Origin of the sequence: Roseovarius autotrophicus, from assembly GCF_018069895.1 — a bacterium.
Classification (GTDB): domain Bacteria; phylum Pseudomonadota; class Alphaproteobacteria; order Rhodobacterales; family Rhodobacteraceae; genus Roseovarius; species Roseovarius autotrophicus.
Genome location: NZ_JAGQDH010000001.1, coordinates 183,773 through 208,894, shown reverse-complemented (window position 1 = coordinate 208,894; position 25,122 = coordinate 183,773). Strand labels below are relative to the sequence as shown.

25 protein-coding genes are annotated in these 25,122 nt (G+C 63.4%); 16 read left to right on the top strand and 9 right to left on the bottom strand.

Going from position 1 to position 25,122, the window contains the following annotated elements:
- Positions 1 to 8 precede the first annotated feature (8 nt).
- Positions 9 to 698, top strand: coding sequence for a phosphate regulon transcriptional regulator PhoB (gene phoB, locus KAK09_RS01080; protein WP_210876983.1), 690 nt, complete (start codon positions 9 to 11; stop codon positions 696 to 698).
- Positions 699 to 705: 7 nt separating this feature from the next.
- Here phoB and KAK09_RS01075 read toward each other — a convergent pair whose 3' ends face one another.
- A complete protein-coding gene (locus KAK09_RS01075; RefSeq protein ID WP_210876982.1) occupies positions 706 to 1,617 on the bottom strand; it encodes a LysR substrate-binding domain-containing protein in 912 nt (303 codons plus the stop codon).
- A 103-nt stretch (positions 1,618 to 1,720) separates the two neighbouring features.
- Between KAK09_RS01075 and KAK09_RS01070 the strand changes: the two genes are divergently transcribed.
- The 5 genes from KAK09_RS01070 (at position 1,721) to KAK09_RS01050 (ending at position 7,131) form a co-directional block, all read left to right on the top strand.
- Positions 1,721 to 2,944: an acyl-CoA dehydrogenase gene (locus tag KAK09_RS01070; RefSeq protein WP_210876981.1), complete on the top strand. Its 1,224-nt coding sequence runs from the start codon at positions 1,721 to 1,723 to the stop codon at positions 2,942 to 2,944.
- Between the two features lie 23 nt (positions 2,945 to 2,967).
- The gene (locus KAK09_RS01065) at positions 2,968 to 4,242 is read left to right on the top strand and encodes an NAD(P)/FAD-dependent oxidoreductase (RefSeq protein ID WP_210877349.1); all 1,275 of its coding nucleotides are present in this window, start codon (positions 2,968 to 2,970) and stop codon (positions 4,240 to 4,242) included.
- 86 nt (positions 4,243 to 4,328) lie between these two features.
- Complete coding sequence (locus tag KAK09_RS01060; protein WP_210876980.1) at positions 4,329 to 5,732, top strand: MATE family efflux transporter; 1,404 nt, start codon at positions 4,329 to 4,331, stop codon at positions 5,730 to 5,732.
- Between the two features lie 203 nt (positions 5,733 to 5,935).
- Entirely contained in the window at positions 5,936 to 6,379 is a 444-nt protein-coding gene (gene aroQ / locus KAK09_RS01055) for a type II 3-dehydroquinate dehydratase (RefSeq protein WP_210876979.1), read from the top strand.
- Positions 6,376 to 7,131: a LuxR family transcriptional regulator gene (locus tag KAK09_RS01050; protein ID WP_210876978.1), complete on the top strand. Its 756-nt coding sequence runs from the start codon at positions 6,376 to 6,378 to the stop codon at positions 7,129 to 7,131. The genes aroQ and KAK09_RS01050 overlap by 4 nt, the downstream gene beginning before the upstream one ends.
- A 365-nt stretch (positions 7,132 to 7,496) precedes the next feature.
- Here KAK09_RS01050 and tsf read toward each other — a convergent pair whose 3' ends face one another.
- Entirely contained in the window at positions 7,497 to 8,369 is an 873-nt protein-coding gene (gene tsf / locus KAK09_RS01045; protein ID WP_210876977.1) for a translation elongation factor Ts, read from the bottom strand.
- A gap of 73 nt (positions 8,370 to 8,442) precedes the next feature.
- A complete protein-coding gene (rpsB, locus tag KAK09_RS01040; protein WP_210876976.1) occupies positions 8,443 to 9,219 on the bottom strand; it encodes a 30S ribosomal protein S2 in 777 nt (258 codons plus the stop codon).
- A 248-nt stretch (positions 9,220 to 9,467) separates the two neighbouring features.
- On the opposite strand from rpsB, the gene KAK09_RS01035 reads away from it, so the two are divergent.
- Complete coding sequence (locus tag KAK09_RS01035) at positions 9,468 to 10,166, top strand: DUF502 domain-containing protein (RefSeq protein ID WP_210876975.1); 699 nt, start codon at positions 9,468 to 9,470, stop codon at positions 10,164 to 10,166.
- Between the two features lie 19 nt (positions 10,167 to 10,185).
- Here the strand turns inward: KAK09_RS01035 and lipA are convergent, their stop codons facing one another.
- From lipA to KAK09_RS01020, 3 genes are all read right to left on the bottom strand, one after another.
- Complete coding sequence (gene lipA, locus KAK09_RS01030) at positions 10,186 to 11,130, bottom strand: lipoyl synthase (protein ID WP_210876974.1); 945 nt, start codon at positions 11,128 to 11,130, stop codon at positions 10,186 to 10,188.
- A gap of 120 nt (positions 11,131 to 11,250) precedes the next feature.
- On the bottom strand, positions 11,251 to 12,210 hold the full coding sequence (locus KAK09_RS01025) for a hydrogen peroxide-inducible genes activator (RefSeq protein WP_210876973.1): 960 nt from the start codon (positions 12,208 to 12,210) through the stop codon (positions 11,251 to 11,253).
- Positions 12,211 to 12,251: 41 nt separating this feature from the next.
- On the bottom strand, positions 12,252 to 13,343 hold the full coding sequence (locus KAK09_RS01020; RefSeq protein WP_210876972.1) for a DUF6456 domain-containing protein: 1,092 nt from the start codon (positions 13,341 to 13,343) through the stop codon (positions 12,252 to 12,254).
- A gap of 251 nt (positions 13,344 to 13,594) precedes the next feature.
- On the opposite strand from KAK09_RS01020, the gene KAK09_RS01015 reads away from it, so the two are divergent.
- Positions 13,595 to 13,930 carry a DUF6477 family protein gene (locus KAK09_RS01015; protein WP_210876971.1) on the top strand — a complete coding sequence of 112 codons (336 nt, stop codon included), beginning with the start codon at positions 13,595 to 13,597 and terminating at the stop codon, positions 13,928 to 13,930.
- On the opposite strand, the gene KAK09_RS01010 is transcribed toward KAK09_RS01015, so the two are convergent.
- The gene (locus KAK09_RS01010; protein ID WP_210876970.1) at positions 13,885 to 15,432 is read right to left on the bottom strand and encodes a trimethylamine methyltransferase family protein; all 1,548 of its coding nucleotides are present in this window, start codon (positions 15,430 to 15,432) and stop codon (positions 13,885 to 13,887) included. The genes KAK09_RS01015 and KAK09_RS01010 overlap by 46 nt on opposite strands.
- A gap of 270 nt (positions 15,433 to 15,702) precedes the next feature.
- On the opposite strand from KAK09_RS01010, the gene KAK09_RS01005 reads away from it, so the two are divergent.
- The 8 genes from KAK09_RS01005 to ppk2 all read left to right on the top strand — a co-directional run bounded on the left by KAK09_RS01005 (position 15,703) and on the right by ppk2 (position 23,831).
- Complete coding sequence (locus KAK09_RS01005) at positions 15,703 to 16,968, top strand: OmpP1/FadL family transporter (protein ID WP_210876969.1); 1,266 nt, start codon at positions 15,703 to 15,705, stop codon at positions 16,966 to 16,968.
- A gap of 43 nt (positions 16,969 to 17,011) precedes the next feature.
- Complete coding sequence (guaA, locus tag KAK09_RS01000; protein ID WP_210876968.1) at positions 17,012 to 18,580, top strand: glutamine-hydrolyzing GMP synthase; 1,569 nt, start codon at positions 17,012 to 17,014, stop codon at positions 18,578 to 18,580.
- Complete coding sequence (locus tag KAK09_RS00995; protein ID WP_418895507.1) at positions 18,571 to 18,843, top strand: putative quinol monooxygenase; 273 nt, start codon at positions 18,571 to 18,573, stop codon at positions 18,841 to 18,843. The genes guaA and KAK09_RS00995 overlap by 10 nt, the downstream gene beginning before the upstream one ends.
- Positions 18,840 to 19,721, top strand: a complete 882-nt coding sequence (locus KAK09_RS00990; RefSeq protein ID WP_247650990.1) for a DMT family transporter — start codon at positions 18,840 to 18,842, stop codon at positions 19,719 to 19,721. The genes KAK09_RS00995 and KAK09_RS00990 overlap by 4 nt, the downstream gene beginning before the upstream one ends.
- Positions 19,722 to 19,859: 138 nt before the next feature.
- Positions 19,860 to 20,960 carry an OmpP1/FadL family transporter gene (locus tag KAK09_RS00985; protein WP_210876967.1) on the top strand — a complete coding sequence of 367 codons (1,101 nt, stop codon included), beginning with the start codon at positions 19,860 to 19,862 and terminating at the stop codon, positions 20,958 to 20,960.
- A gap of 116 nt (positions 20,961 to 21,076) precedes the next feature.
- Complete coding sequence (locus tag KAK09_RS00980) at positions 21,077 to 21,940, top strand: ATPase (protein ID WP_210876966.1); 864 nt, start codon at positions 21,077 to 21,079, stop codon at positions 21,938 to 21,940.
- 16 nt (positions 21,941 to 21,956) lie between these two features.
- Positions 21,957 to 22,901 carry a homoserine O-acetyltransferase MetA gene (gene metA / locus KAK09_RS00975; protein ID WP_210876965.1) on the top strand — a complete coding sequence of 315 codons (945 nt, stop codon included), beginning with the start codon at positions 21,957 to 21,959 and terminating at the stop codon, positions 22,899 to 22,901.
- A gap of 60 nt (positions 22,902 to 22,961) precedes the next feature.
- Complete coding sequence (ppk2, locus tag KAK09_RS00970; protein WP_210876964.1) at positions 22,962 to 23,831, top strand: polyphosphate kinase 2; 870 nt, start codon at positions 22,962 to 22,964, stop codon at positions 23,829 to 23,831.
- A 6-nt stretch (positions 23,832 to 23,837) separates the two neighbouring features.
- On the opposite strand, the gene KAK09_RS00965 is transcribed toward ppk2, so the two are convergent.
- Both KAK09_RS00965 and KAK09_RS00960 read right to left on the bottom strand, forming a co-directional pair.
- The gene (locus KAK09_RS00965; protein ID WP_210876963.1) at positions 23,838 to 24,611 is read right to left on the bottom strand and encodes a DUF2189 domain-containing protein; all 774 of its coding nucleotides are present in this window, start codon (positions 24,609 to 24,611) and stop codon (positions 23,838 to 23,840) included.
- Between the two features lie 81 nt (positions 24,612 to 24,692).
- The gene (locus KAK09_RS00960; RefSeq protein ID WP_210876962.1) at positions 24,693 to 25,112 is read right to left on the bottom strand and encodes a PaaI family thioesterase; all 420 of its coding nucleotides are present in this window, start codon (positions 25,110 to 25,112) and stop codon (positions 24,693 to 24,695) included.
- Positions 25,113 to 25,122 lie beyond the last annotated feature (10 nt).

Below are 25,122 nucleotides of genomic sequence, written 5' to 3'. Positions count from 1 at the left end.
CTCCACCCATGCCCGCCGACCAACCCACTGTGCTTCTGGTCGAGGACGAACCCGCGCAGCGCGAGGTTCTCGGCTACAATCTCGAGGCTGACGGGTTCCGCGTGCTGACGGCCTGCAACGGCGAAGAGGCGCTGATGATGGTGGCCGAGATGCCGCCCGACATCATCGTGCTCGACTGGATGATGCCTAACGTCTCGGGGATCGAGGTCTGCCGCCAGCTCAAGACCCGCTCCGAGACGCGCGGCATCCCGATCATCATGCTCTCGGCCCGCTCCGAGGAGGTGGACCGCGTGCGCGGGCTGGAAACCGGCGCCGATGACTATGTGATCAAACCCTATTCGCTGGTCGAACTCATGGCGCGCGTGCGCGCGCAACTGCGCCGCACCCGGCCTGCGAGCGTCGGCGAGCGGTTGGAATACATGGACATCGTGCTCGATGCCGAAACTCACCGGGTGACGCGCGCCGACAAGCCTCTGAAGCTTGGCCCGACAGAGTTTCGCCTGCTGTCCACCTTCATGGAAAAACCGGGCCGCGTCTGGTCGCGCGAGCAACTCCTTGATCGCGTCTGGGGCCGCGACATCTATGTCGATACCCGCACCGTCGATGTCCATATCGGGCGGCTGCGCAAGGCGCTCTGTCAATATGGCGGAAACGATCCGCTGCGCACCGTGCGCGGCGCGGGCTATGCCTTGGGATAGCGCAATTTCAGCGCGGCAAGAGATCCTCGTCCTCGGCCTGTCCCGCCAGCCAGTCGCGGAATTTGCAGAGCGCCGGATCGCGGCTGTTCTGCACTGGCCAGACCAGATAATAAGCCCCGGAAATCAGCGTCTTGTCCCCCCATGCTGATCCAAACCGCCCGGTCGCCAGATCCTGCTCGGCCAGGTAGTCGGGCAAGAGCGCCACGCCCAACCCATGCAATGCGGCCTGCGTGATGGTTGAAAATTGGTCATAGATCGTGCCGCTCACCCTGACCCCGGTCACGCCCTGCGCCTCGAACCACGCAGGCCAGGCATCGGGCCGCGTCTCGATCTGCAAGAGCGGCAGGCGCAACAGGTCCGCCGCCTGCGCAATCGGTGCATGTCGCGCCAGAAACTCGGGCGTGGCCACCGCCACGACCCGCTCGGTCCGCAGCCGCAGCGCCTCGGTTCCCAGCCAATCCGCCTTGCCGAAATGTATCGCCGCATCAAAGGGTTCCGCGACAAAGTTAAACGGTTTCAGCCGCGTTGACAGGTTGATCGTCACCTCCGGGTAGAGCCGCGCAAACTCGGCCAGTCGCGGCACCAGCCAGCGCATCCCGAATGTCGGCAGAATCGCAAGGCTCAGACTGCCCCCCGCCGGATTGACCGTCAGCGTGAGCGACGCTTGCGCAATCTGTTGCAGCGCGCCCCGGATTTTATCCGCATATTCCGCCGCCTCCGGGGTCAGGTGAATGCCGCGCCCTTGTCGGACGATCAACCCCACGCCAAGCTGATCCTCCAATGTTTTCAATTGCCTGCTGACCGCACTCTGCGTCTGTGACAATTCCGCCGCCGCCGCCGTGGCGCTGCCCAGACGGTCCAGCGCCTCCAGCGCGCGCAAGGACGAAATCGACGGAAGAAAGCGGCGGGGCAGGGTCATTGTTGCGGTTTGCTCATATGTCTATGTGAATTTATCGTTATTCATCGGCGTTTTGCCAGTGTAACCTGTGCTCAACCCGGAAAATACGACACAGGAGTCCCCCATGAACGCCAAAACCCCGACCCTGCGCGCCAAGGATGCCCCGGATTTGAACGCTTTCGATTGGGCCGATCCCTTCCACCTCAACGATCAACTCTCCGAAGAAGAGCGCATGATCACCGACAGCGCGCGCACCTTCGCGCAGGACGTGCTGCAACCGCGCGTCATCGCCGCCTATCGCGAGGAACGGGTGGACCCCGGCATCTTTCGGGAAATGGGCCAGATGGGCCTCTTGGGCACCACCATCCCCGAGGAATACGGCGGGCTTGGCGCCAACTATGTCTCTTACGGCCTCGTTGCCCGCGAAATCGAGCGGGTCGATTCGGGCTATCGCTCGATGATGAGCGTGCAATCCTCGCTGGTGATGTATCCGATCTATGCCTACGGGTCCGAAGAGCAGCGCCAGAAATATCTGCCTGGTCTGGCCAGTGGCGCTCTCATCGGCTGTTTCGGTCTGACAGAGCCGGACGCCGGCAGCGACCCCGCCGGCATGAAAACCCGCGCCGTGCGCACCGACAGCGGCTATCGCCTGACCGGCACCAAAATGTGGATTTCCAACAGCCCGATTGCCGATGTCTTTGTGGTCTGGGCGAAATCCGAGGCCCATGATGGCAAGATCCGCGGCTTCATCCTCGACAAGGGCATGAAGGGTCTCAGCGCCCCCAAAGTGGGCGGCAAGCTGAGTTTGCGCGCCTCTGTCACCGGCGAGATCGTGATGGATAATGTCGAGGTGCCAGAATCGGCTTTTTTGCCGAATATTCAAGGGCTTAAAGGCCCCTTTGGATGTCTAAACCGCGCCCGCTACGGCATTGCCTGGGGGGTCATGGGGGCCGCCGAATTCTGCTGGCACGCGGCGCGGCAATACGGGCTGGACCGCAGACAGTTCAACCGCCCGCTTGCCCAGACCCAGCTTTTCCAGCTGAAACTCGCGAATATGCAGACCGAAATCACCCTCGGGCTGCAAGCGGCGCTGCGCGTCGGCCGCCTGATGGACGAGGCCAACGCCGCCCCCGAAATGATCAGCCTGATCAAGCGCAACAATTGTGGCAAGGCGCTGGACATCGCCCGCCACGCCCGCGACATGCACGGCGGCAACGGCATTTCCGAGGAATTTCAGGTCATTCGCCATATGGTCAACCTGGAAACGGTCAATACCTACGAGGGCACGCATGATGTGCATGCGCTCATTCTTGGCCGGGCGCAGACCGGGCTTCAGGCCTTTTTCTGACCCAGGCAGCAGGAGCGCCAACCCTGACAAATACTCATGAATTCGACCCGAATAACCTGTGGCGCGCGAGCGCGGCAGAGGCGTTTTCAGCCCCTGCCTTTCAGGGTGATCGCAGTGCCGATCTTGCCATAATCGGTGGCGGGTATACCGGTCTTTCCGCCGCTCTGGTTGCAGCCGGGCAAGGCGCCCAGGTCACGCTGCTCGAAGCCGAGACGGTGGGCCATGGCGGCTCGGGGCGCAATGTCGGGCTGGTGAATGCCGGGCTTTGGCTACCGCCCGAGACGGTGAATGCGCAGCTTGGCCCCGATGCGGGCGAACGGCTCAACAGCATTCTGGGGGCTGCACCCGATCTCGTCTTCGATCTTATCGCGCGTCACGCCATCGCCTGCGAGCCGGTGCGCGCGGGCACGTTGCATCTTGCACACGCGCCCAAGGGTATGAAAGATATCCAAAATCGAGCCTACCAGCTCAAGGAACGCGGCGCACCGGTTCGCCTGCTTGATGCCGCCGAGACCGTGCGGCGCACTGGATCGGACCGTTTTGTGGGCGCGCTACACGATCCGCGCGCGGGCACAATCCAGCCGCTGGCCTATGCGCGGGGCCTGGCGCGCGCCGCCGCCGGGGCAGGGGCACGGTTGCACGAGCATAGCCCTGTCATCGCAGCCCAGCATGTCGGCGGACAGTGGATCCTGCGCACAGGAAGTGGCAAGCTGCGCGCGCGACGGCTGTTGGTGGCGACCAACGCCTATCACCGTCCCATGGCCGAGACCCCTCTGCCAGAGGTGCCGGTTGTGCAGTATTTCCAGATCGCAACCGCGCCTCTTGGGGATAATCTTGCAGGAGATATTCTCATGAATGGCGAGGGATGTTGGGATACCGGCCTGATCATGACATCGCTTCGCCGGGATCAGGCTGGTCGGATCGTGCTTGGCGGTATGGGCGGGGGCGGGCGAATCCACGAGGACTGGGCCCGCCGCAAGCTGGCGCAGCTCTTTCCGCGACTGCGCGAGGCGGCCATCGAACATGCCTGGTCAGGGCGCATCTCGATGACCGGCGATCATCTGCCGCGCATTCACAAGATTGGCCCGCAAGCATTTTCTATATATGGATATTCAGGGCGCGGAATAGGGCCAGGAACAGTCTTTGGCCGCGCCGCAGCTGAGGCGCTTCTGGCCAATGGCGAGACGGATCTGCCCGTGCCGGTGGTCGAGACCCATCGCGAAACCCTGGTGACGCTGAAATCGGTCTTCTACGAGGCAGGCGCCCGCGTGGTCCACCTTGCCGCCGCGAGATCATGACATTTTCGCACAGGTTCTGTGTCGCGGAGCGTCTTGGCGGCCCCCCAGCCGCCGCCTATCTGCCTCTGCATTGATCGGAGAGACACATGGCCCTGACAGAAACGACAGCGCGCTTCACCCAAGGCAATCTCTTCCGGCATGTCACCGTCATGTCGGTCACGTCCAGCCTTGGTATCGCCGCCATTTTCGCGGTCGATCTGATCGACGTGCTTTTCATCTCAATGCTGGGCCAGACAGAGCTTGCGGCGGCGGCCGGCTATGCCGGAGTGGTAATGTTCTTTGCCAGCGCGATGAATATCGGCCTGTCCATTGCGGCGGGAGCACTGGTGGCGCGAGGTCTGGGAAACCGGAACCGGCGTCTGGCGGCCGAACACGCGGCAAGCACGACGGTGGTGGCGTTGGCCTTCGGGGCTCTCGTGCCGCTGGTAACGCTTGCGAATATCGAGTTTCTTCTGGGGCTTGTCGGGGCCGAGGGGCAGGTGGCCGAACTGGCCGCGCGCTATCTGTGGATCATCCTGCCGACCACGGCGCTGTCGGGTCTGTCGATGGTGGCGGTGGCGGTGCTGCGCGCCCATGGCGACGCACGCGACGCCATGGTGCCGGCGCTTTTGGGCGCGGCGGTCAATGGCATCGCCGATCCGATCCTGATCTTCGCGCTCGGGCTGGGGCTGGACGGGGCAGCGATCGCGACCGTGCTGGCACGTCTGGCCACGGCGGTGCTGGCGCTCTGGTTGGCGCAAAGCCGACATCGCGCGTTCTGCTGGCCGGACGCGAAATGCCTGCGCCGCGACCTGCGCGACGCGCTTGTCATCGCACTGCCGGCGATGCTGGGCGCGGTGGCGACACCCGTGGGTGCGGCGATCATCACCCGCGAGATGGCGCGCCACGGCTCGGACGCGGTGGCGGGCATGGCTGTGATCAACCGGCTGGTGCCGTTTGTCTCGGCGGTGATCCTGGCGCTGTCGGGAGCGCTTGGGCCGATCTTTGCCCAGAATTTCGGGGCAGGGCGCATGGACCGGGTTCTGGGTACGTTCCATGAGGGGCTGCGCTTTTTGACGATCTATGTGCTGGGTGTGTCGGCACTGCTGTTCGTGCTGCGAGAACCCGTGGCCGATCTCTTCGATGCAAGTGGCAAGATGCGGGATTTGCTCTATCTTTTCATGGGGCCGCTGGCGCTTGCGATGATCTTCAACGGCGCTATCTTCGTGGCGAACGCGGCGTTCAACAATCTCGGGCATCCGGGTTATTCGACGTTGGTCAACTGGGGGCGTCACACGCTTGGCACCTGGCCGTTTGCGGTTGGCTTCGGGATGATCTGGGGGGCAGAGGGTGTGCTTGTCGGACAGGCGGTCGGCGGGGCCATTTTCTCGGTGTTAGGGCTCTGGCTCGGGCTGCGGGTGATCAAGGCACCATGCCGCGATCCGATAAGCGCGCATTATACGTGTCCGGATCAACGGATGCAGGTGGTGACAAACCGGAGCTATCGCTAGGGCGTATGGTTTGAGGAATCGCATAATATGTATTATGTAAAAAGAATTTGACGGAACGGCTGGAAAAGATACAAATTAAAAACATGAAATCAAGCAATTGAACGGTTGAGTTCAATATCGGCAGTTCCAGCGCAATAATCGTTCCTTCCTCTCGACATAGGTGGACCAAGAGGTTTATCCCGGATGCACAGGGAGAGTTCCGCATGCCATCCATTCTGATCCTGAACGGCCCCAATCTGAACCTGCTTGGCACACGCCAGCCCGAAGTCTATGGCCGAACCACGCTGGCCGATATCGAGGCAATGTGCCGTGCCCATGCGAGCACCCACGGCCTGAGCCTTGAATTTGAGCAGAGCAACCATGAGGGCGCGCTGATCGAGGCAATCCATGCGGCGCGCGGGCTGCATGGCGGGATCATTCTCAATGCGGGAGCGTATACGCACAGCTCGGTTGCCCTGATGGACGCGATCAGTTCGGCCGAGGTGCCGACGATCGAACTGCACCTCTCGAATGTCCACGCGCGCGAGAGCTTTCGCCACAGATCCTTTATCGCAAAAGTCGCGCTCGGGGTGATCTGCGGGTTCGGCGCGCAGGGTTATATCCTGGCCATAGATGCGATGCGCGGCCATCTGGAGCGCACGGAATGATCGACACGGCGGCTGTCATCCGGCTTCTGGATGCCACGACGATGGAAGAGCTGTGGGACATCCACACCCGCTGCATGGCCGACTACGGGTTTGACCGGCTGATCTATGGCTGCACGCAGTTCCGCACCGCGACATCGCTTGGCAATCCTGACGACTTCATCGTTCTGACCAATCACTCCCCCGCCTATATCGAAGGGTTTGTTAATGGTGGCCTGTATTTCCACGCCCCGATGGTGCGCTGGTCGCTGGAGAATGACGGTGCCTGCTCATGGTCGCTTCTGGAGACGCGCCTCGCCGCGAATGATTTCACCCCGCAAGAGCGCGCCGTGGTCGAGTTCAACCGCAAGCACAATGTCATGGCTGGCTATTCCATCAGTTTCAAATCGCTGCATCCGCGCATGAAGGCGGCAATCGCGCTGACCGCTCGCCCGGGGATGAGCCAGGCCGAGGTCGATTTTCTCTGGCAAGAGCACGGGAACGACATCCTTGCGCTCAATTGCATCGCGCATCGCTGCATCCTCTCCCTGCCCTACGATTCGTCAACACGCGCCTTGACCGATCGACAGCGTGAGGTTCTGGGTTGGGTCGGCGATGGCAAGACGGTGCAGGACATCGCGATTCTCATGGGGCTCACACCCGCCACGGTGGAGAAGCACCTGCGCCTTGCCCGTCATGCGCTTTCAGTCGAAACCACAGCGCAGGCGGTGCTCAAGGCCGCGTTCCAGAACCAGATTTTTGTCGTTGATCGCTGAAAGCCGGCTACCGCCGACGCCGGGGCAACAGGGCGCGGCCCGGTAAGGGAATCCTGACTTTCCTTACGCTGCGTAAAATCGCATTGTTGTGATGTTCCGTGAGTGGTGGCTTTTAAGCTTGGAACATCAGGGATGCCCCCAACTCGATTGTTTCCGAGGGGTGTATCCTCCCGGTTCGCCGGGTGCCGGTTGTCATTCTCTATTCGTCGAGAAGGGCAGCCGGCGTTAGACTGACCGTCGTCGTTTCATCCCCATTTGCGACCGGTTCAGGCGGTGCGCTCGTAGTGGGCGCACCGCGCCTTTCTCGGGCGCGCACAAAAAAGCCCCCGTCGCCGGGGGCTTTTCCGTGTGACGTTCCGAAAAGATCAGCCCTGGGCGACCTTGGCCACCTCGGCAGCGAAATCTTCCTGCTTCTTCTCGATACCCTCGCCCACTTCAAGACGCACGAAGGCGGTGATGGCAGTGCCTGCGTCCCTGGCGGCGGCCTCAACGGTCAGGTCTGGGTTCATCACGAAAGCCTGCCCAAGCAGGGTCGAATCGGCCATGAACTTCTTCATGCGGCCCACGATCATCTTTTCGATCACCGCCTCGGGCTTGCCCGATTCGCGGGCGATGTCGATCTGAACCTGGCGTTCCTTCTCGACCAGCGCCGGATCGAGCGCGGCCTCGTCGAGGGCGGCGGGGTTCGATGCGGCGATGTGCATGGCGACCTGACGGGCAAAGCCCTCATCGCCGTCAAACGCCACCAGAACACCGATCTTGCCCATGCCCCCGGCGGCGGCATTGTGCACATAGGACACGACACCCTTGCCCTCGACCCGCGCCATGCGGCGCAAGGACATGTTCTCGCCGATCTTGGCGATCTTGTCGGTGATCAGGTCCGCGACCGGTTTGCCGTCGACCTCGGCCGCCTTGAGCGCCTCAAGGTCGGTCACGCCGGTCGCGACCTTGGCGACATCGGCCACCATCGTCTGGAATTCGACATTCTTGGCGACGAAATCGGTCTCGGAGTTGATCTCGACCGCCACGCCCACGCCACCTTCGACGCGCACGGCGACAAGGCCCTCGGCGGCGGTCCGACCGGATTTCTTGGCGGCCTTGGCCAGGCCCTTGGTGCGCAGCCAGTCCACGGCTGCTTCCATGTCGCCGTCCGTCTCGGTCAGCGCCTTTTTCGCGTCCATCATGCCTGCGCCCGTGGTCTCGCGCAGTTCCTTCACCATTGCAGCAGTGATCGCCATCTGGGATCTCCTCAAAGTCTTGCGGGTCTCAGGGGGCGGGATAGCCCTGCCCCCGTGACGGTTTCGTGACGGATCAGCCTTCGGCCGGCTCGGTCACTTCGGCGAGCACCTCCTCGACCGGCGCATCTTCCAGCGCGCCAAGATCGACGCCGGCGGCACCAAGCTGCGCCGACATGCCGTCGAGGGCGGCGCGGCTCACGAGATCGCAGTAAAGCGCGATGGCGCGCGCGGCGTCATCGTTGCCGGGGATGATGTAATCCACACCCGCGGGCGAGCAGTTGGTATCGACCACGGCCACGACCGGGATGCCAAGCTTGTTGGCTTCGGCTATGGCCAGCGCCTCTTTCTTGACGTCGATCACGAACAACAGGTCGGGCACGCCACCCATCTCGCGGATACCGCCGAGGCTGGCCTGAAGTTTCGACTGATCGCGTTCGATGCCAAGACGCTCTTTCTTGGTCAGCCCCTCTGCGCCGCTTGCCAGCGCCTCGTCGATCTCGCGCAGGCGCTGGATCGATTGTGACACGGTTTTCCAGTTGGTGAGCGTGCCGCCCAGCCACCGATGGTTCATGTAATACTGCGCGCATTTCTCGGCGGCTTCGGCGACTGGTTGCGCCGCCTGACGCTTGGTGCCGACAAACAGCACACGCCCGCCCTTGGCGACGGTCTCACGGATCACGTTCAGTGCCACATCGAGCATCGGCACGGTCTGCGTCAGGTCGATGATGTGGATGCCGTTGCGCGCGCCATAGATGAACTCGCCCATGCGGGGGTTCCAGCGCTGCGTCTGGTGGCCAAAGTGAACGCCAGCTTCCAGAAGCTGACGCAGATTGAACTCGGGAAGAGCCATTGTCGTTTCCTTTTCCGGTTTGCGCCTTGGCACGGGAAGAGAAGCGATCGCTTCAACCGGTGGACAGTCGGGGATGTCTCCCCCGGCGGCCCGCCCATGCCTGCGGATTTACAGTGTCGCGCGTATATCCGTGGCAGTGCGCAGGTGCAACCCCAATGTCACTGCCCAGAGTCGCTGCCTGAAAATCGGCCATTGTGGCGCCCACGCGCGATGCCTAGATAGCAGCGTGGCCGAGCGATGGATTTCCGATGAACACGCCTTTCGACGAATTGCCCCACGAGCCGAAGAAACACAAGCGCCTGGCGGGCCTGCGCTCCAGCTTTCTGACCGGCATCGTGGTGATCGCCCCCGTCGCCCTCACGCTCTGGCTGATCTGGACGGTAGCAGGCTGGGTTGACGGGATGGTCTTGCCTCTCATTCCGGCGAATTACCAGCCCGGGCAATATATCGGCATCAACCTGCGCGGTATCGGTGTCATCATCTTCCTGATCTTCACGATCGTGGTGGGCTGGATCGCCAAGGGGTTGATCGGGCGCTCGCTGATCGGCTTCGCCGAGTCGCTGGTGAATCGAATGCCCGTGGTGCGCTCGGTCTATTCGGGCGTGAAACAGATCGCCGAAACGGTCTTTGCCCAGTCCGAGCGCAGTTTCGAAAAGGCGTGTCTGGTGCAGTATCCGCGCAAGGACGTCTGGGCCATCGGCTTCATCTCGACCGAAGCGCGCGGCGAGATCAACGCCAAGGCGCAGACCGCCAGCGAACTTCTGAGTGTGTTCGTGCCGACTACGCCCAATCCCACCTCCGGCTTTCTGCTGTTCTTTCCCCGAGAGGACGTGATCGAACTCGACATGTCGATCGAGGATGCGGCCAAGCTGGTGATCTCGGCCGGCCTCGTCTATCCGCCCGAAAGCAAGCCCGGGGACGGCAGCTCGCGCCGCCGCCGCGCCTAGGCCCCCTTCCCCGGGAATATCAGGCGAACTTCGCCTGCCGCGCCGCCCGCAGCCGCGCGAAATCCTCGCCTGCGTGATAGGACGACCGCGTGAGCGGCGTGGCCGATACCATCAGGAACCCCTTGCCATAGGCCGCTTTCTCATAGGCGGCGAATTCGTCCGGATGCACGAAGCGCGCCACCGCGTGATGCTTGGGGGTGGGTTGCAGATACTGACCGATGGTCAGAAAATCCACATCCGCCGCGCGCATGTCGTCCATCACCTGATGCACGCCCTGCCGGTCCTCTCCCAGCCCGACCATGATGCCCGATTTGGTGAACAGCGTCGGGTCAAGTTCCTTGACCCGTTGCAACAGGCGCAGACTGTGGAAATAGCGCGCACCGGGGCGCACCGTGGGGTAAAGCCCCGGCACTGTCTCGAGGTTGTGGTTGAACACGTCCGGCTTGGCCGCCACCACCACTTCCAGCGCCTCGGGGCCGCAATGCAGGAAATCGGGGGTCAGGATCTCGATGGTCGTTCCCGGCGCGCGGTGGCGGATGGCGCGGATGGTCTGGGCGAAATGCTCGGCCCCGCCATCATCGAGGTCGTCACGATCCACGCTGGTCACCACCACATGCTTCAGCCCCAGCTTGGCCACCGCATCGGCCACTCGCCCCGGCTCGAACGCATCAAGGTTCTGCGGCTTGCCGGTGGCCACGTTGCAGAAGGTGCAGCCGCGCGTGCAGATCTCGCCCATGATCATCATGGTGGCGTGCCCCTGCCCCCAGCATTCGCCGGCATTGGGACAGCCCGCCTCCTCGCAGACCGTCACCAGCTTGTGCTCGCGCATGATGCGATGGGTCTCGAAATACCCCTTCGAGGTCGGGGCCTTGACGCGGATCCAGTCGGGCTTTTTGGGCTGGGCATTATCGGGACGGTGCGCCTTTTCGGGATGACGCCCGCCGGGCAGTTTGAGATCACGCACGTTTCATTTCCCCGCGAATGGATTTGTAATCTTTTCAAAGTATATGGGACCGCGGTGAAGAGTGCCAGTAAGGCGTTACCACATGCCCGGTATGCGTCTGTGTAAACGGTGCCACCGATGTCACGAGTGTCCCGGTGTTCGGCGGCTCGCGGCGTTGACGTCGCGGGCCGTTTTTGTTGCGGCTTCGCCCGCCGCGCGCAGGATCTCGGCCAGATCGTCGAACCATTGCGCAGGCCCCGCTCCCGCGCGACGCACCAGCGCGATGCGGCGTGCGGGCTCAGGCGCGGCAAAGCGGCGCAACTCCAGCCCCGGTGCCGCCCGTGCCTCGGTCGCCGCCGCCATTTCGGGAATGAGGGTAAGGCCAAAGCCCGCGGCGACAAGCCGCGAGAGCGTGCCGAGCGATGACGCCCCGGTGTCGATCTGCGCATGTCCCCTGGCGCGCCCGCAAACCTCCAGCGCCTGATCGGTCAGGCAATGCCCATCTTCAAGCAGCAGGATCGGGCTTTGGCCAAGGGCCTTGGGATCGAGCGCATCCAGCGAATCGCCAAGCGCTGCAAGCCGCGCGGCGCTACCCGCCAGAAGGAACCGGTCCTCGAACAGCGCCACCGCCTCCAGCCCCTCGCAGGGCAAGGGCAGCGCCATGAGCGCCACGTCGATGCGGCCCGCGCGCAGATCGCTCGCCAGATCTTCGGTGCGCGCCTCGCGCACCCGCACATCAAGCGAGATGTCGCGCGAGCGCAGGCGCGCCAGCGCGCCGGGCAGGATATAGGGCGCGATGGTCGGGATGATCCCGAGCGAGAGTTCCCCCGCCAGCCCGCCGCGCCAACGCGCGGTTTCCTCAAGCGCCTGCATTTCCGCCAGCACCCGGTTGGCATGGGCAAGAACCCGGCGGCCAAAGGGCGTGAGCGCGATGTCGCGCGCACGCCGCTCTACCACCGAAGCGCCAAGCGTTGCCTCAAACTCGCGTATCTGGACCGAAAGCGCAGGCTGCGAGATATGCAGCGCCTCCGCCGCCCGCCCGAAATTTCGATGGCGGGCGAGCGATCGGAAATAGATCAACTGTCGCAGGGTGATGTTCATCGCGCCATGATCGGGCGCGCGCGGCCCGCGCGCAAGGGCGATCAGCCGATGAGGTCTGCGCGCCCGCCCAGCCGTTCGTAATGGCGTTTGAGCCGGTGCAACGCGATGCGCAGCACGATCTTGGCAGAACGAGCCGACCAGCCCATCTTGCGCTCGGCCGTCTCGAGCCCCTGAAGGTAGCAGCAGCAACGCAAAGCCACATCGCTCAGCCCTGGCCCCAGTTCGCGCAGCGCGCCGATGAGACGGGCGCGCGCCGCCTCGGCGCCATAGCCTGGCGCGGCGGGCGTACCGCTGCCCTCGTCCACATGGGCAAGGAAATGATCCCAGTTCTGCGCCGTGCGCGGGGCCATCTGCGCCAGTTCGAAATCCTCGCGCAGCCGTTCGCCGGCGCGGACAAGATCGGCGCTGAGAAACGGCGTGCCATCCTTTTCGCGCCGCCGCGCCAGCGCCGCAAGCGGCGTGTCGCTCGGGGCAAGGCGCGGCGGGGGCGTCCCGAACCCGTCATCGGTCAGCACCACCGCTGGTTCCCGCAAGCCGGTTGCGGCGTTCTCGTCCTCGGCCAGCAACTCGCCAAGCGCGGCACGCCCCTTCGTCGTGATGTGGTAGCGCGAGACGCGCCCCGGATTGTCGCAGCCGATCCACGCCTTGAGGGCCAGCGCCTCGGCCACCTCACGCTCGACCACCGCGGTGCGGGTTGCGCCGACCCCGGTCTCGCGCACCACAACGGCCCTGTCCATGTCAGAGGCCACCGCAAGCACGGCGCCCCGCTCGCACAGCCGTCGCAGCACACGGCGTGCCTCGGCGCGCAGCCGCGCCTCGCTGAGCGTGATCTTGTTCTTGGGTCGGATATCGTGACCTGTCATTCGGTGCTCCGTGGCTGAAAAACCGGTGATCCGTGACTTGCTCACCACACCGCCCAGACGTCGCAGCGCCTCATCCACAAGCAGATCGTCGCGGCGCGTCTCGAAGGCACGGATCTGGCGCAGCACGGTCGAGGCATGCCGCCCGGAATGCCGCGCGAGATCGCGGATCGTGGCCCCGCTTTCGGTATGCGCAAGGTAATGACGCGCCGCCTCGGGCACCCAGGACGGCACCTTGGAGAGGGTCGGTTTGGTTAGTAGCTGCTGTCGCATTGCAAGTCCCCAGAGTTCTGCCAGTCGCGGCACACGGGGTGCCGTCCATTTGTCCACAGGTTATCCACATGGTTTCTGCAACTTAAGCGTGTAAATCTTACCGGTTCGTTAACTGTTTCCGTAAAATCAACCTTCGTTTACAGAGCATGAACAATTTGCACCCTCACCGTGCGCTGTGTCCCGGCTCTGCGCAACGCCCTCCCGTCCCGTGCAAGGCTCGTCCCCGCATCCGCATGTGAGGAGATGAGACCATGCACGATATCCGCATGAAGCTTGGCCGCCTGTGTCGCCCGCCGCTGCTTGTGCGGGCCGCGAGGATCGGCGCGCAAGCCTATGTCCGCGAGCGCGCCCTACCCCGGCTGTTCGGTCCGGGGCACCTGCCACCGACCCCGAGCGCCCTCTCGCGGTTGATCGCGCTCGAGGCCGCCGAGGAGCAGGCAAGAAGAACGCGCGCCACGGGATACCGTGCCGCGCGTCATGTGGAGGTATTGATTGCCCTGATCGGTGAGGCGCAGATTCTGGCCGACGTGCCGCCCGCGCCTCAGCCGAAGGCGTCCGGCATCCCGGCCTTGCGCTGCGTCACATAGGCGTCAAGCGCCTCCGCGATGGCCGGGTCGAGCGAGGGCTGTTGGTAATCGGCCAGCATCTTCTTCATCCGTGCATTGGCAAGGGCCATCGTGTCGCGCCCGCCTTCCTCTGACCAGGTCTCGTAGGGCTTGTAATCGAGCAGGTCCGAGCGCCAGAAGGCGGTCTTGAAATTGGCCTGCGTGTGTGCGCAGCCCAGGAAGTGCCCGCCCGGCCCCACCTCGCGGATCGCGTCCATCGCCTGCCCGTTCTCGTCCATGAGAACGCCAAGCGCCAGATGGTGCAGCGCGCCAAGCTGATCGGCATCCATGACGAATTTCTCGTAGGACGAGACCAGCCCCCCCTCCAGCCAGCCGCAGGAATGCAGCATGAAATTCACCCCGGCCAGCAGCCCCATGTTGAGGCTGTTGGCGGTCTCATAGGCGGCCTGCGCATCGGGCAGCTTGGAGCCGGTGAACGCACCGGCCGAGCGATAGGGCAGCCCCAGCCGCCGCGCCAGTTGCCCCGCGCCATAGGTGATATGCGCGGCCTCGGGCGTGCCGAAGGTGGGCGCGCCGCTGTTCATGTCGATCGAGGTCACGAAGGCCCCCGCAATCACCGGCGCGCCAGGGCGCACAAGCTGGGAATAGGCGATCCCCGCCAGCACCTCGGCCAAAACCTGCGTGAGCGTCCCCGCCACCGTGGTAGGCGCCATCGCGCCCCCGACGATGAACGGAGATATGATGCTGGCCTGATTGTTGGCGGCATAGACCTCCAATGATCCCATCATCACATCGTCGAAGGTCATCGGCGAGTTGACGTTGATGAGGCTTGTCATCACCGTGTTCTGTTGCACGAACTCCGCGCCAAAGAGGATAGACGCCATCTCCACGCTGTCCTGCGCGCGCGACGGCTCTGTCACCGATCCCATGAACGGCTTGTCCGACAGCGTCATATGCGCCAGCAGCATGTCGAGATGGCGCTTGTTGACCGGAATATCCGTGGGCTCGCAGACCGTGCCGCCGGAATGGTGCAGCCATTTCGACATGTAGCCGAGACGCACGAAATTGCGGAAATCCTCGATGGTGGCATAGCGGCGGCCATGCTCCATGTCATGGACGAAGGGCGGGCCATAGACCGGGGCCAGAACGAGGTTGCGCCCGCCGATCTCGACATTGCGCGCGGGGTTGCGGGCGTGTTGCGTGAAGGTCGAAGGCGCGGTGGCGCAAAGCTGGCGGGCAAGTCCGCGCGGGATGCGCACCCGCTCGCCCCGCACATCGGCCCCCGCCTGCCGCCAGCGGTCAAGCGCGGCGGGGTTCTGCACGAAATTGACGCCGATCTCTTCCAGCACCGTATCGGCGTTCCACTCGATGATCTCAAGCGCCTCCTCGGTCAGCACCTCGAAATTGGGGATATTGCGTTCGATATAGCGCGCGGTCTCGACACTCACGGCGGTGCGCTCGGCCCGGCGCGCGGCCCCGCCGCCGCCCCGTGCCCGTCTGCCTTGCGTTACTGCCTCTGCCATGAAAGCCCCCTTCGTCTGAGCCGGACCACGCGTCGTCGAATGCCCGCGCTCGGGCGGACCATGCACCGCTTCTAGCGCGTCATGAAACCGGCCCTGTGACGGATTGCGGCGCATGGGGTGTGAAAACGACATGTTGCCGAAAGGCCATGATGGCGGTGCCGTTCCCTTTTCAGGGCAAAAAAGAGAATGGAGCCGCCCGCGCCCCTGTCTTAAAGACACGCATCCGTGAATATCGCCGCGCAATGACGCGGCCCGATCCTGGAACAGCCGATGACACGTTTCTCCACCCTTCTGCAAGCAGCCGCAGCGCTCGCCCTTGGCACGCTTGCCGGCCCCGCCGCCGCTACCAACGGTTATTTCGCCAATGGCTATGGCGGGCAGTCCAAGGGCATGGCGGGCGCGGGTGTTGCGGTATCGACCGGTGTTCTGGGCATGGCGCAAAACCCCGCCACCGGCGTCAAGCTTGGCAACAGCGCCGCGCTCTGCCTAAGCTTTTTCTCGCCCGATCGTGACGTGACCATCGCGCCGGGCGGGCCTCTTACACCGGGCAAGTTCTCGTCCGATAACGATATTTTCGTGATCCCCTGCGGCGGGGTCAATTTCGAGCTTGGCGGGCGCGCAACCCTCGGGGCCTTTGTCTTTGCCAATGGCGGCATGAATACCGAGTTCGACACCAACTTCTTTGCAGGCTTCGGCGCGGGGTCCTCGCCCTTGGGTGTCAATCTCGAACAGGCGTTCATCTCGGTGAACCTCGCCTATCAGGTCACGGACCGCCTGAGCGCAGGCGTCTCGCCCATTCTTGCGGTGCAGCGGTTCAAGGCCGAGGGGCTGGAGGCCTTCGACAATCCCGGATTTTCGGTTGCGCCCGGTCAGGTGACGAATCGCGGCCATGACTGGTCCACCGGCGGCGGCGTCAATCTCGGGCTGCTCTATGAGGCAAGCGCCGCCTGGACCCTTGGCGCGGCCTATCGCAGCCGTATCCAGATGTCGCGCTTTGACAAATACAGCGGCCTTTTCGCCGATGGCGGCGATTTTGACATTCCCGCCATGCTCACGCTTGGCGCGGCCTACACCCCCGCCGCCCTGCCCGACTGGACCTTTACCGGCGAATATCAGCGGATTTTCTATGGCGAGATCGACGCCATCGCCAACCCGAGCGCACCACCCAATGGCCCGCTTGGCGCGCCCGGTGGCCTTGGCTTCGGATGGGAGGATGTCGATGTCTGGCGGCTGGCCGCGATCTGGCGCAAATCCGACCGGCTGACGCTGCGCGGCGGCGTGAGTTATTCGAGCGATTTCATCTCCAACAGCGGCGAGGTGGTCATCAACACCATCGCCCCCGGCACGCCGCAATGGCATTTCTCGGTTGGCGGCAGCTATGCGCTCAATGACCGCTGGGAGGCGACATTCGCCTATACCCACGCGGTTTCCAACAGTTTCAGAGGCGCGAACCCGGCGCTGACCGGCGTGCCCCAGAACGTCAAGATCCGGATGCACCAGAACGAGGTGGTTACAGGCCTCAGCTATCGCTGGTAGCCACAGGCTTGCACAGGGCCGAGGGGCGCATTATTGGGCGATCATGAGCCAGAACATCCACGACCGCCTTTTGATCATCGACTTCGGCAGCCAGGTGACGCAGCTGATCGCGCGCCGCCTGCGCGAGTTGAACGTCTATTGCGAAATCCACCCCTATCAGAACGTGACCGGGGCGCTGCTGCACGAGATGAGGCCGCGCGCGGTGATCTTCTCGGGCGGGCCAGACAGCGTCACGCGAGAGGGTAGCCCCCGCCCGCCGCGCGCCGTCTACGATCTCGGCGTGCCGATCCTCGGCATCTGCTACGGCCAGCAGGTGATGATGCACGACCTTGGTGGGCGCGTCGAGGCGGGCGAACATGCCACCGCCGAGTTCGGTCGCGCGTTTGTTACGCCCGCAGGGATCGAGAGCGATCTGCTCGACGGCTGGTTCACCGACGGCGCACGCGAACAGGTCTGGATGAGCCATGGCGATCATGTCTCTGACATCGCGCCCGGATTCGAGGTTCTGGGCACCTCGCCCGGCGCCCCCTTTGCCATCACCGCCGACCGCGCGCGCCGCTTCTACGCCGTGCAGTTCCACCCAGAGGTGCACCATACCCCCAACGGCGCGCGGCTTTACGAGAATTTCATCCGCCTTGCCGGGTTCAAGGGCGACTGGACCATGGGTGCCTATCGTGAAGAGGCGATTGCCAAGATCCGCGCTCAGGTGGGCGACAAACGGGTGATCTGCGGCCTCTCGGGCGGGGTTGACAGCTCGGTTGCCGCCGTTCTCATCCACGAGGCGATCGGCGATCAACTGACTTGCGTGTTCGTCGATCACGGCCTTCTGCGGCAGAACGAGGCCGAAGAGGTCGTGGCCATGTTCCGCGACAGTTACAACATTCCGCTCATCCATGCCGATGAGGCAGAGCTTTTCCTGGGTGAACTTGACGGCGTAAGTGATCCGGAAACCAAGAGAAAGATCATCGGGCGGCTGTTCATCGACGTGTTCCAGAAATACGCGGGGCAGATCGAGGGCGCGGAATTTCTGGCGCAGGGCACGCTTTATCCCGACGTGATCGAAAGCGTCAGCTTTTCCGGAGGCCCCTCTGTCACGATCAAGAGCCACCACAACGTCGGCGGCCTGCCCGAGAAAATGGGCCTGAAACTGGTCGAACCGCTGCGCGAGTTGTTCAAGGACGAGGTACGCGCCTTGGGCCGCGAATTGGGCCTGCCCGCATCTTTCATCGGCCGCCACCCCTTTCCCGGCCCCGGCCTTGCCATCCGCTGCCCCGGCGAGATCACCCGCGAAAAGCTCGAGATTCTGCGCAAGGCCGATGCAGTCTATATCGACCAGATCCGCCGCCACGGGCTTTACGATGAGATCTGGCAGGCCTTCGTTGCCATCCTGCCGGTGCGCACCGTGGGCGTGATGGGCGACGGGCGCACCTATGATTTCGCCTGCGCGCTGCGTGCGGTCACCTCGGTGGACGGCATGACCGCCGATTACTACCCCTTCACCCACGATTTCCTGGGCGAGACCGCGACGCGGATCATAAATGAGGTCAAGGGCATCAACCGCGTGACCTATGACATCACCTCCAAACCGCCGGGGACGATCGAGTGGGAGTGATCCGCCTGACCGGGCGGATGACCTGCGCAGACCATGAGATCGACATCGCCCGCGCCGCCCTGCCCGAGCATATCCGTCTGAGCCGCGCCGAGCCGGGCTGCCTCTCGTTTGATGTGACCGAGACCGCGCCGGGCGTGTTCACCGTGACAGAGAGCTTTGCCGGCCGTGCCGCATTCGACGCCCACCAGAACCGCACCCGCGCCAGCGACTGGTGGCGCGTGACCGGCCACATGCCCCGCACATTCACCATGAGCGAAGAATGACACCGGCCATTCCCGCGCCGCAGACGTTGCGCGCAGCACTCTGGATGCTGGGCGCGGTGGCGTCGTTTTCCTCGATGGCGGTGGCGGGGCGGGCGGTCAGCCTCGATCATGACACGTTCGAGATCATGCTCTACCGCTCCATCGTGGGCTTTGTCGTCGTGGTGATCGTGGCGCGCGCGACTGGCCATCTGGGCGAGGTGCGCCGGGACCGTCTCGGCCTCCATGCCATCCGCAACCTGTTTCACTTCACCGGCCAGAACCTTTGGTTCCTGGCGATCACGCTCATTCCGCTGGCGCAGGTCTTCGCGCTCGAATTCACCTCGCCGCTCTGGGTTCTGATGCTCTCGCCGCTGGTTCTGGGCGAGCGGCTGACGCGCGTCCGGGTGCTGGCCGCGCTTCTGGGCTTCATCGGCATCCTGATGGTCACGCGCCCCAGCCCCGACACGCTGAGCCTCGGCCAGCTTGCCGCCGCCTGCGCCGCCCTCGGTTTCGCCGGCTCCATCCTCGCCACCAAGCGCCTCACACGTCACGAAAGCCTTACCTCGATCCTGTTCTGGATGACGCTCATGCAGATCGGACTTGGCCTCATCTGCGCGGGCTATGACGGCGATATCGCCTGGCCCTCTGCCGCCGCCCTGCCCTGGCTCGTTCTCATTGGCCTCGCGGGACTTGTGGCGCATCTGTGCCTGACCACGGCGCTTGCGCTCGCTCCCGCCACGGTTGTGGTGCCGGTGGATTTCCTGCGCCTGCCTCTGATCGCGGTGATCGCGCTCCTGCTCTATGGCGAGGCGATCGAGCTTTGGGTGATCCTGGGCGCGGCGGTGATTTTCGGGGCAAATTACCTCAATCTTTGGTCGGAAACACGCTCCAGGCGTTAATGATGACTTTAAAAAACCCGTTTAGCCTGTGTTTCTCTCGCAACCCTGATGGCGCCTGAAGATTGTGACGCGGCGTCAGAGATTGACCGATTCCCGTGTGGGTATAGTGTGCGCCGATAACACTCAGGAGGGGGACAGATGAAAGACTACATGATGGCTGCCACAGCGCTCGCCATGACGGCCACGATGGCGGATGCGGGCGGGATCGAACGGCGCGGCGATCCGTCGATGATCCTGTTCGAGAAAAGCAAGAACTATGCGGAATTCTCGGTGGTGAACGTCAACCCGTCCGTGTCGGGCACGCCGCTTCCCGGTGTTCCGACAGGACCGACCGGCAACATCCTGAAAAGCTATCGCAACTTTGCGGGCGGTATCAAGACCGACATCAACGACCGGTTCACCCTGGGTCTTGTGATCGACGAACCTATGGGGGCCGATGTCGATTACAAAACGCCCGGTTCGTTCTTTGCCGGTTCGGATGCCGATGTCGGTTCCATCTCCGTGAACCTTCTCGCCCGTTACAAGGTCTCCGACCGCTTCAGCGTCTATGGCGGGCTGCGTTACATGGGACTTGATGGCGACATCACCGTGATCTCGCCGGTGACCGCGCCTCTGGGCTCCGGTCCGGGAACGCCCTACACGCTGAGCGTGGACAAGGATTATCAGTTCGGATACCTGCTCGGCGCGGCCTATGAGATCCCCGATATCGCGCTGCGTTTGGCCCTGACCTACGAATCCAAGACCGAGCACGACTTCAAGGACAACACCGGGGCAAGCTTCGACGTGGAAATTCCGCGCGCGATCACGCTCCACTTCCAGTCGGGCATTGCCGCCAACACGCTGGTCTTCGGATCGATCAAATGGCGTGAATGGACCGAGTTCACCGTTCAGCCGTTTGACTTCATCTCCTTCGCGAGCGGCGCACCGGTGAACGTGCCGATCGCCTTCAACAAGGATGACGTCTGGACCTACGAGCTTGGCGTCGGCCGCCGCGTCAACGCGAACTGGAGCGGGGCCGCCACCATCGGCTACGAGAAACAGGAAGGCTCGCAAGTCGGTAACCTCGCGGGCACGGACGGCTTCATTCGCTACGGCCTTGCGGCGATCTACGAGAATGACGCGATCAAGATCACGACCGGGATCAGCTATATTGACCTCGGCAACGCAAACTCGAATGTGACCGCGTTCAGAAACAACGATGCCATCGCCGTGGGCACCAAGATCGGCTTCAAGTTCTGAAGCCACACCGGGACACGAACACGAACCCCGCCCCTCACAGGGCGGGGTTTTCCTTTGGCCTCTTGCCAAACCCGCGTGAAAACAGCAGGTAAGACGCGCAAGACAAGGAGCCGCCGATGATCTATCAGACCGCCCGCGACTGGCGCGCCGCCCCGCAGAAGCGGGTGCTTTTCTATGGCATGTCGGGGCTGGGCAAGACCCATGTCTCGCAGATGCTGCGCGATTCAGGTGGCTGGTTCCACTACTCGATCGATTACCGGATCGGCACACGCTACATGGGCGAACTGATCGTCGACAACGCCAAGGCGCACGCCATGCAGGTGCCCTTCCTGCGCGACCTGCTCCTGACGGATTCGATCTATATCGGCTCCAACATCACCTTCAACAATCTCACCCCGGTCTCGACCTATCTGGGCAAGCCCGGCGCGGCCGCGAAGGGCGGAATGCCGATGGAAGAATATCGTCGCCGGCAGGAGCAGTTCCGTCAGGCCGAGATCCACGCGCTGATGGACACGGCCTATTTCATCGAGCGCAGCCAGCGGCTCTATGGCTATCCGCATTTCGTCTGCGATACGGGTGGCTCGATCTGCGAATGGGTCGATGGCGACGACCCCGCCGACCCGATCCTGACCGAGCTTTCGCAGCATTGCCTGCTGGTCTATATCGAAGGCAGCCAGGCACATACCGCCGAGCTCATCCGCCGCTTTGACCGCGCGCCCAAGCCGATGGCCTATCAGCCTGATTTCCTGACCCGCGTCTGGGATGAATATCTGCGCAAAAACAATCTGTCAGAGGCCGAAGTTGACCCGGATGACTTCATCCGCTGGACCTATGCGCAGGCGCTTTCACATCGCCAGCCGCGCTATGAGGCGATGGCGAAATGGGGCGTGCGGGTGAGCGCGGATGAGGTGGCCGCGGCCACCGATGCCGCGCGTTTCGAGACCCTCATAGCCACCGCCATCGACCGCCGCACCGTCTGAGACGAGAGGACCGCCCATGCCCATCAAGATCCCCGCCACCCTGCCTGCCTACGATGTTCTGCGGCGCGAGGGCGTGATGGTGATGGACCCGGATCAAGCCGCCCGGCAGGATATCCGCCCGCTCCGCATCGGCCTGCTCAACCTCATGCCCAAGAAAATCCAGACCGAGAACCAGTTCGCGCGGCTGATCGGTGCCACGCCGTTGCAGATCGACTTTGACCTCATCCGCATGAGCGAGCACCAGGCCAGGAACACCGCCGCCGAACATATGGAGAGCTTTTACCGCCCGTTCTCGGATGTTGCGGCCTCGGGCGACAAATACGATGGCCTCATTATCACCGGCGCGCCGATCGAACATCTCGATTTCGACGCCGTGACCTATTGGGACGAGCTGGCCCGCGTGTTCGACTGGACCCAAAGCCATGTGCATTCCACCTTCGGCGTCTGCTGGGGCGGGATGGCGATGATCAACCACTTCCACGGCGTCAGGAAACACATGCTGCCCGCCAAGGCATTCGGCTGTTTCCGGCACCGAAACATGGCCCCTGCCTCGCCCTATCTGCGTGGATTCTCCGACGATTGCGTGATCCCCGTCAGCCGCTGGACCGAGATGAAGCGCGCCGAGATCGAGGCCGTGCCGGGCCTGCGCATTCTTCTGGACAGCGACGAGGTCGGCCCCTGTCTTGTCGAGGACACGGACCACCGCGCGCTCTATATCTTCAACCATTTCGAGTATGACAGCGACACGCTCAAGCAGGAATATGACCGCGATATCGCGGCGGGAACGCCGATCAACGTGCCCTGCAACTACTACCCGGGCGACGATCCCGCGCGTGGGCCGCTCAACCGCTGGCGCAGCCACGCGCATCTGCTCTATGGCAACTGGGTGTCGGAGATTTACCAGACAACCCCCTATGACAGCGCGAAAATCGGGATGGAGACGACCGATCTGCGGCTGTGAGACAGATTGCCTGACAGCGGCAAAGCGCCCATACTGCGCATGAAAACTGCGAGGCCACCCATGGACCTGCCCTTTGACGGCGCGATCAGCACCTTTTACGAGACCGAAGCGCCCGAGGCGATCCGCAAGGCCATCGCGCGCGCCGAGAAAAGCGATGTGCTCGACACCTGCTTTCCGTATTCCGAGCGGATGGACCGCAAACCCTACGAAAAAGCCTTTGACAAGCTCCAGATCGAACTTGTGAAGCTGCAACATTGGGTGCGCGAGAGCGGCGCGCGCGTGGCGGTGGTGTTCGAAGGGCGCGATGCCGCTGGCAAGGGCGGCACGATCACCCGTCTCACCCAGAACCTCAACCCGCGTGGCGCGCGCGTCGTGGCCCTGCCCAAGCCCTCGGATCAGGAGGCGACACAATGGTATTTCCAGCGATATATCGCCCATCTGCCCGCCGCCGGAGAGATCGTTCTCTTTGACCGAAGCTGGTATAATCGCGGTGTGGTCGAACCCGTCTTTGGCTTCTGCACCCCCGCTCAGCGTGCGCATTTCTTCGCGCAAGTGCCCGATTTCGAGCGAATGCTGGTTCAGGAAGGCATCCATCTCGTGAAATTCTGGCTCAACGTGGGTCGTGCCGAGCAGTTGCGCCGTTTTCTCGACCGCGAGCGCGACCCGCTCAAGCAATGGAAGCTGAGCTGGATCGACGTAGAGGGTCTGAAACACTGGGACGCCTACAGCGCCGCCATCGCCGAAACCCTCACCATGACCCACAATGTGCACGCGCCCTGGACCGTCGTGCGCTCGGACGACAAGCGGCGCGCGCATCTCGCGGTAATGCGCCACCTGCTTGCCGGGCTCGATTACGCACGCAAGGACGTGAGGGCCGTTGATGCCGCCGATCCCGCGATCACCGGCGGCCCGGAGATTTGGAGTTCCTGACGGCGCTCAGTCGGCCTCGCGGATCAGTCGGTAAAGGTGCCATGTCGCATGGCCCAGAAGCGGCAGCACGATGAACAGCCCCAGAAAAGCCGGCAGAAGCGCCACGAAGGTCAGTCCTGCGATCAGTGCAGCCCAAGTCAGCATCGGCACCGGATTTTCCGTCACCACATTGAAGCTTGTCAGCATCGCAGTCACGAAATCCACCTCGCGATCCAGCAGAAGCGGCAGCGCAATCACCGTGATCGCGTAGATCAGCAGTGCGAAACAGGCCCCCACGCCCGTGCCGACCACCAGCATGCTCAGCCCCTCGCGTGTGAGGTAGATGTCAAACGACGATGACACGTTCGTCATCGTGGACAGCCCTAGGAACAGCGCAAAGATCATATGCGCAAGAAAGAACCAGAACAGAAACACCATCACGATGATGGCGCAGATCGAGGGCAGTTGCCGCCGCCTCTGTTGCGCGATCACGCCAAGGATTTCGCCCATCACCAGCGGCTCGCCCGCGCTCAGCCGACGGCTCACCTCATATAGCCCCACGGCAGCGAAAGGTCCCACCAAGGGAAAGCCCACAGCGGCGAAGACCAGCCAGTAACTCTTGCCCGTGGCCCATGTCACTGCGGCCATGACCAGCCCCACCGCCACATAGACCCCGGCAAAGAGCACCGCATATCCCGGCGCGCGGCACATGTCCGCCCACCCCCGGCGCAGCGCCTCGCCCAGCATGGCAAGGCTTACCGCGCCCATCTCAGGCACGCCCTCGGGCCGCGTTTCGGTCATCCTGTTCCTCCCGGTTTTTCGGGCAGGTTAGCCAAGGCTGACGCCCCCGCAAAGATCGAACTTGGACTCAGCTTTTGTCGCTCATTTCGGCGGGATCGAATAGGTGAGACTTGCCCGCGCCACCGGCTCTGCCATACCCTCCGAAAAGATCAGCACGTCGCCGACCGCCAGCACCCGCCCCAGCTTCAACAGCCGACACTCTGCGATCAGGTCCGCGCCCGCCGCGGGCTTGCGCATGAAATCAATCGAACAATTCGTCGTGACAGAAAGCGCCTCTGGCCCGATCATCGCCAGCAGCGCAAGGTAGACCGCCACATCGGCCAGTGCAAAGATCGACGGCCCCGAGACCGTGCCACCGGGACGCAAATGCCGCTCGCCCACGCAAAGCCGCACGCGGATGCGCCGCTCGCCCACCTCCTCGATGGCAAAATCCGCGGCCACCTGCGGAAACTCGCGCCCGAGAAACACGGTCAGCTCCTGCGCCGTCATCGTCACGTCCATTCCTTCCCTC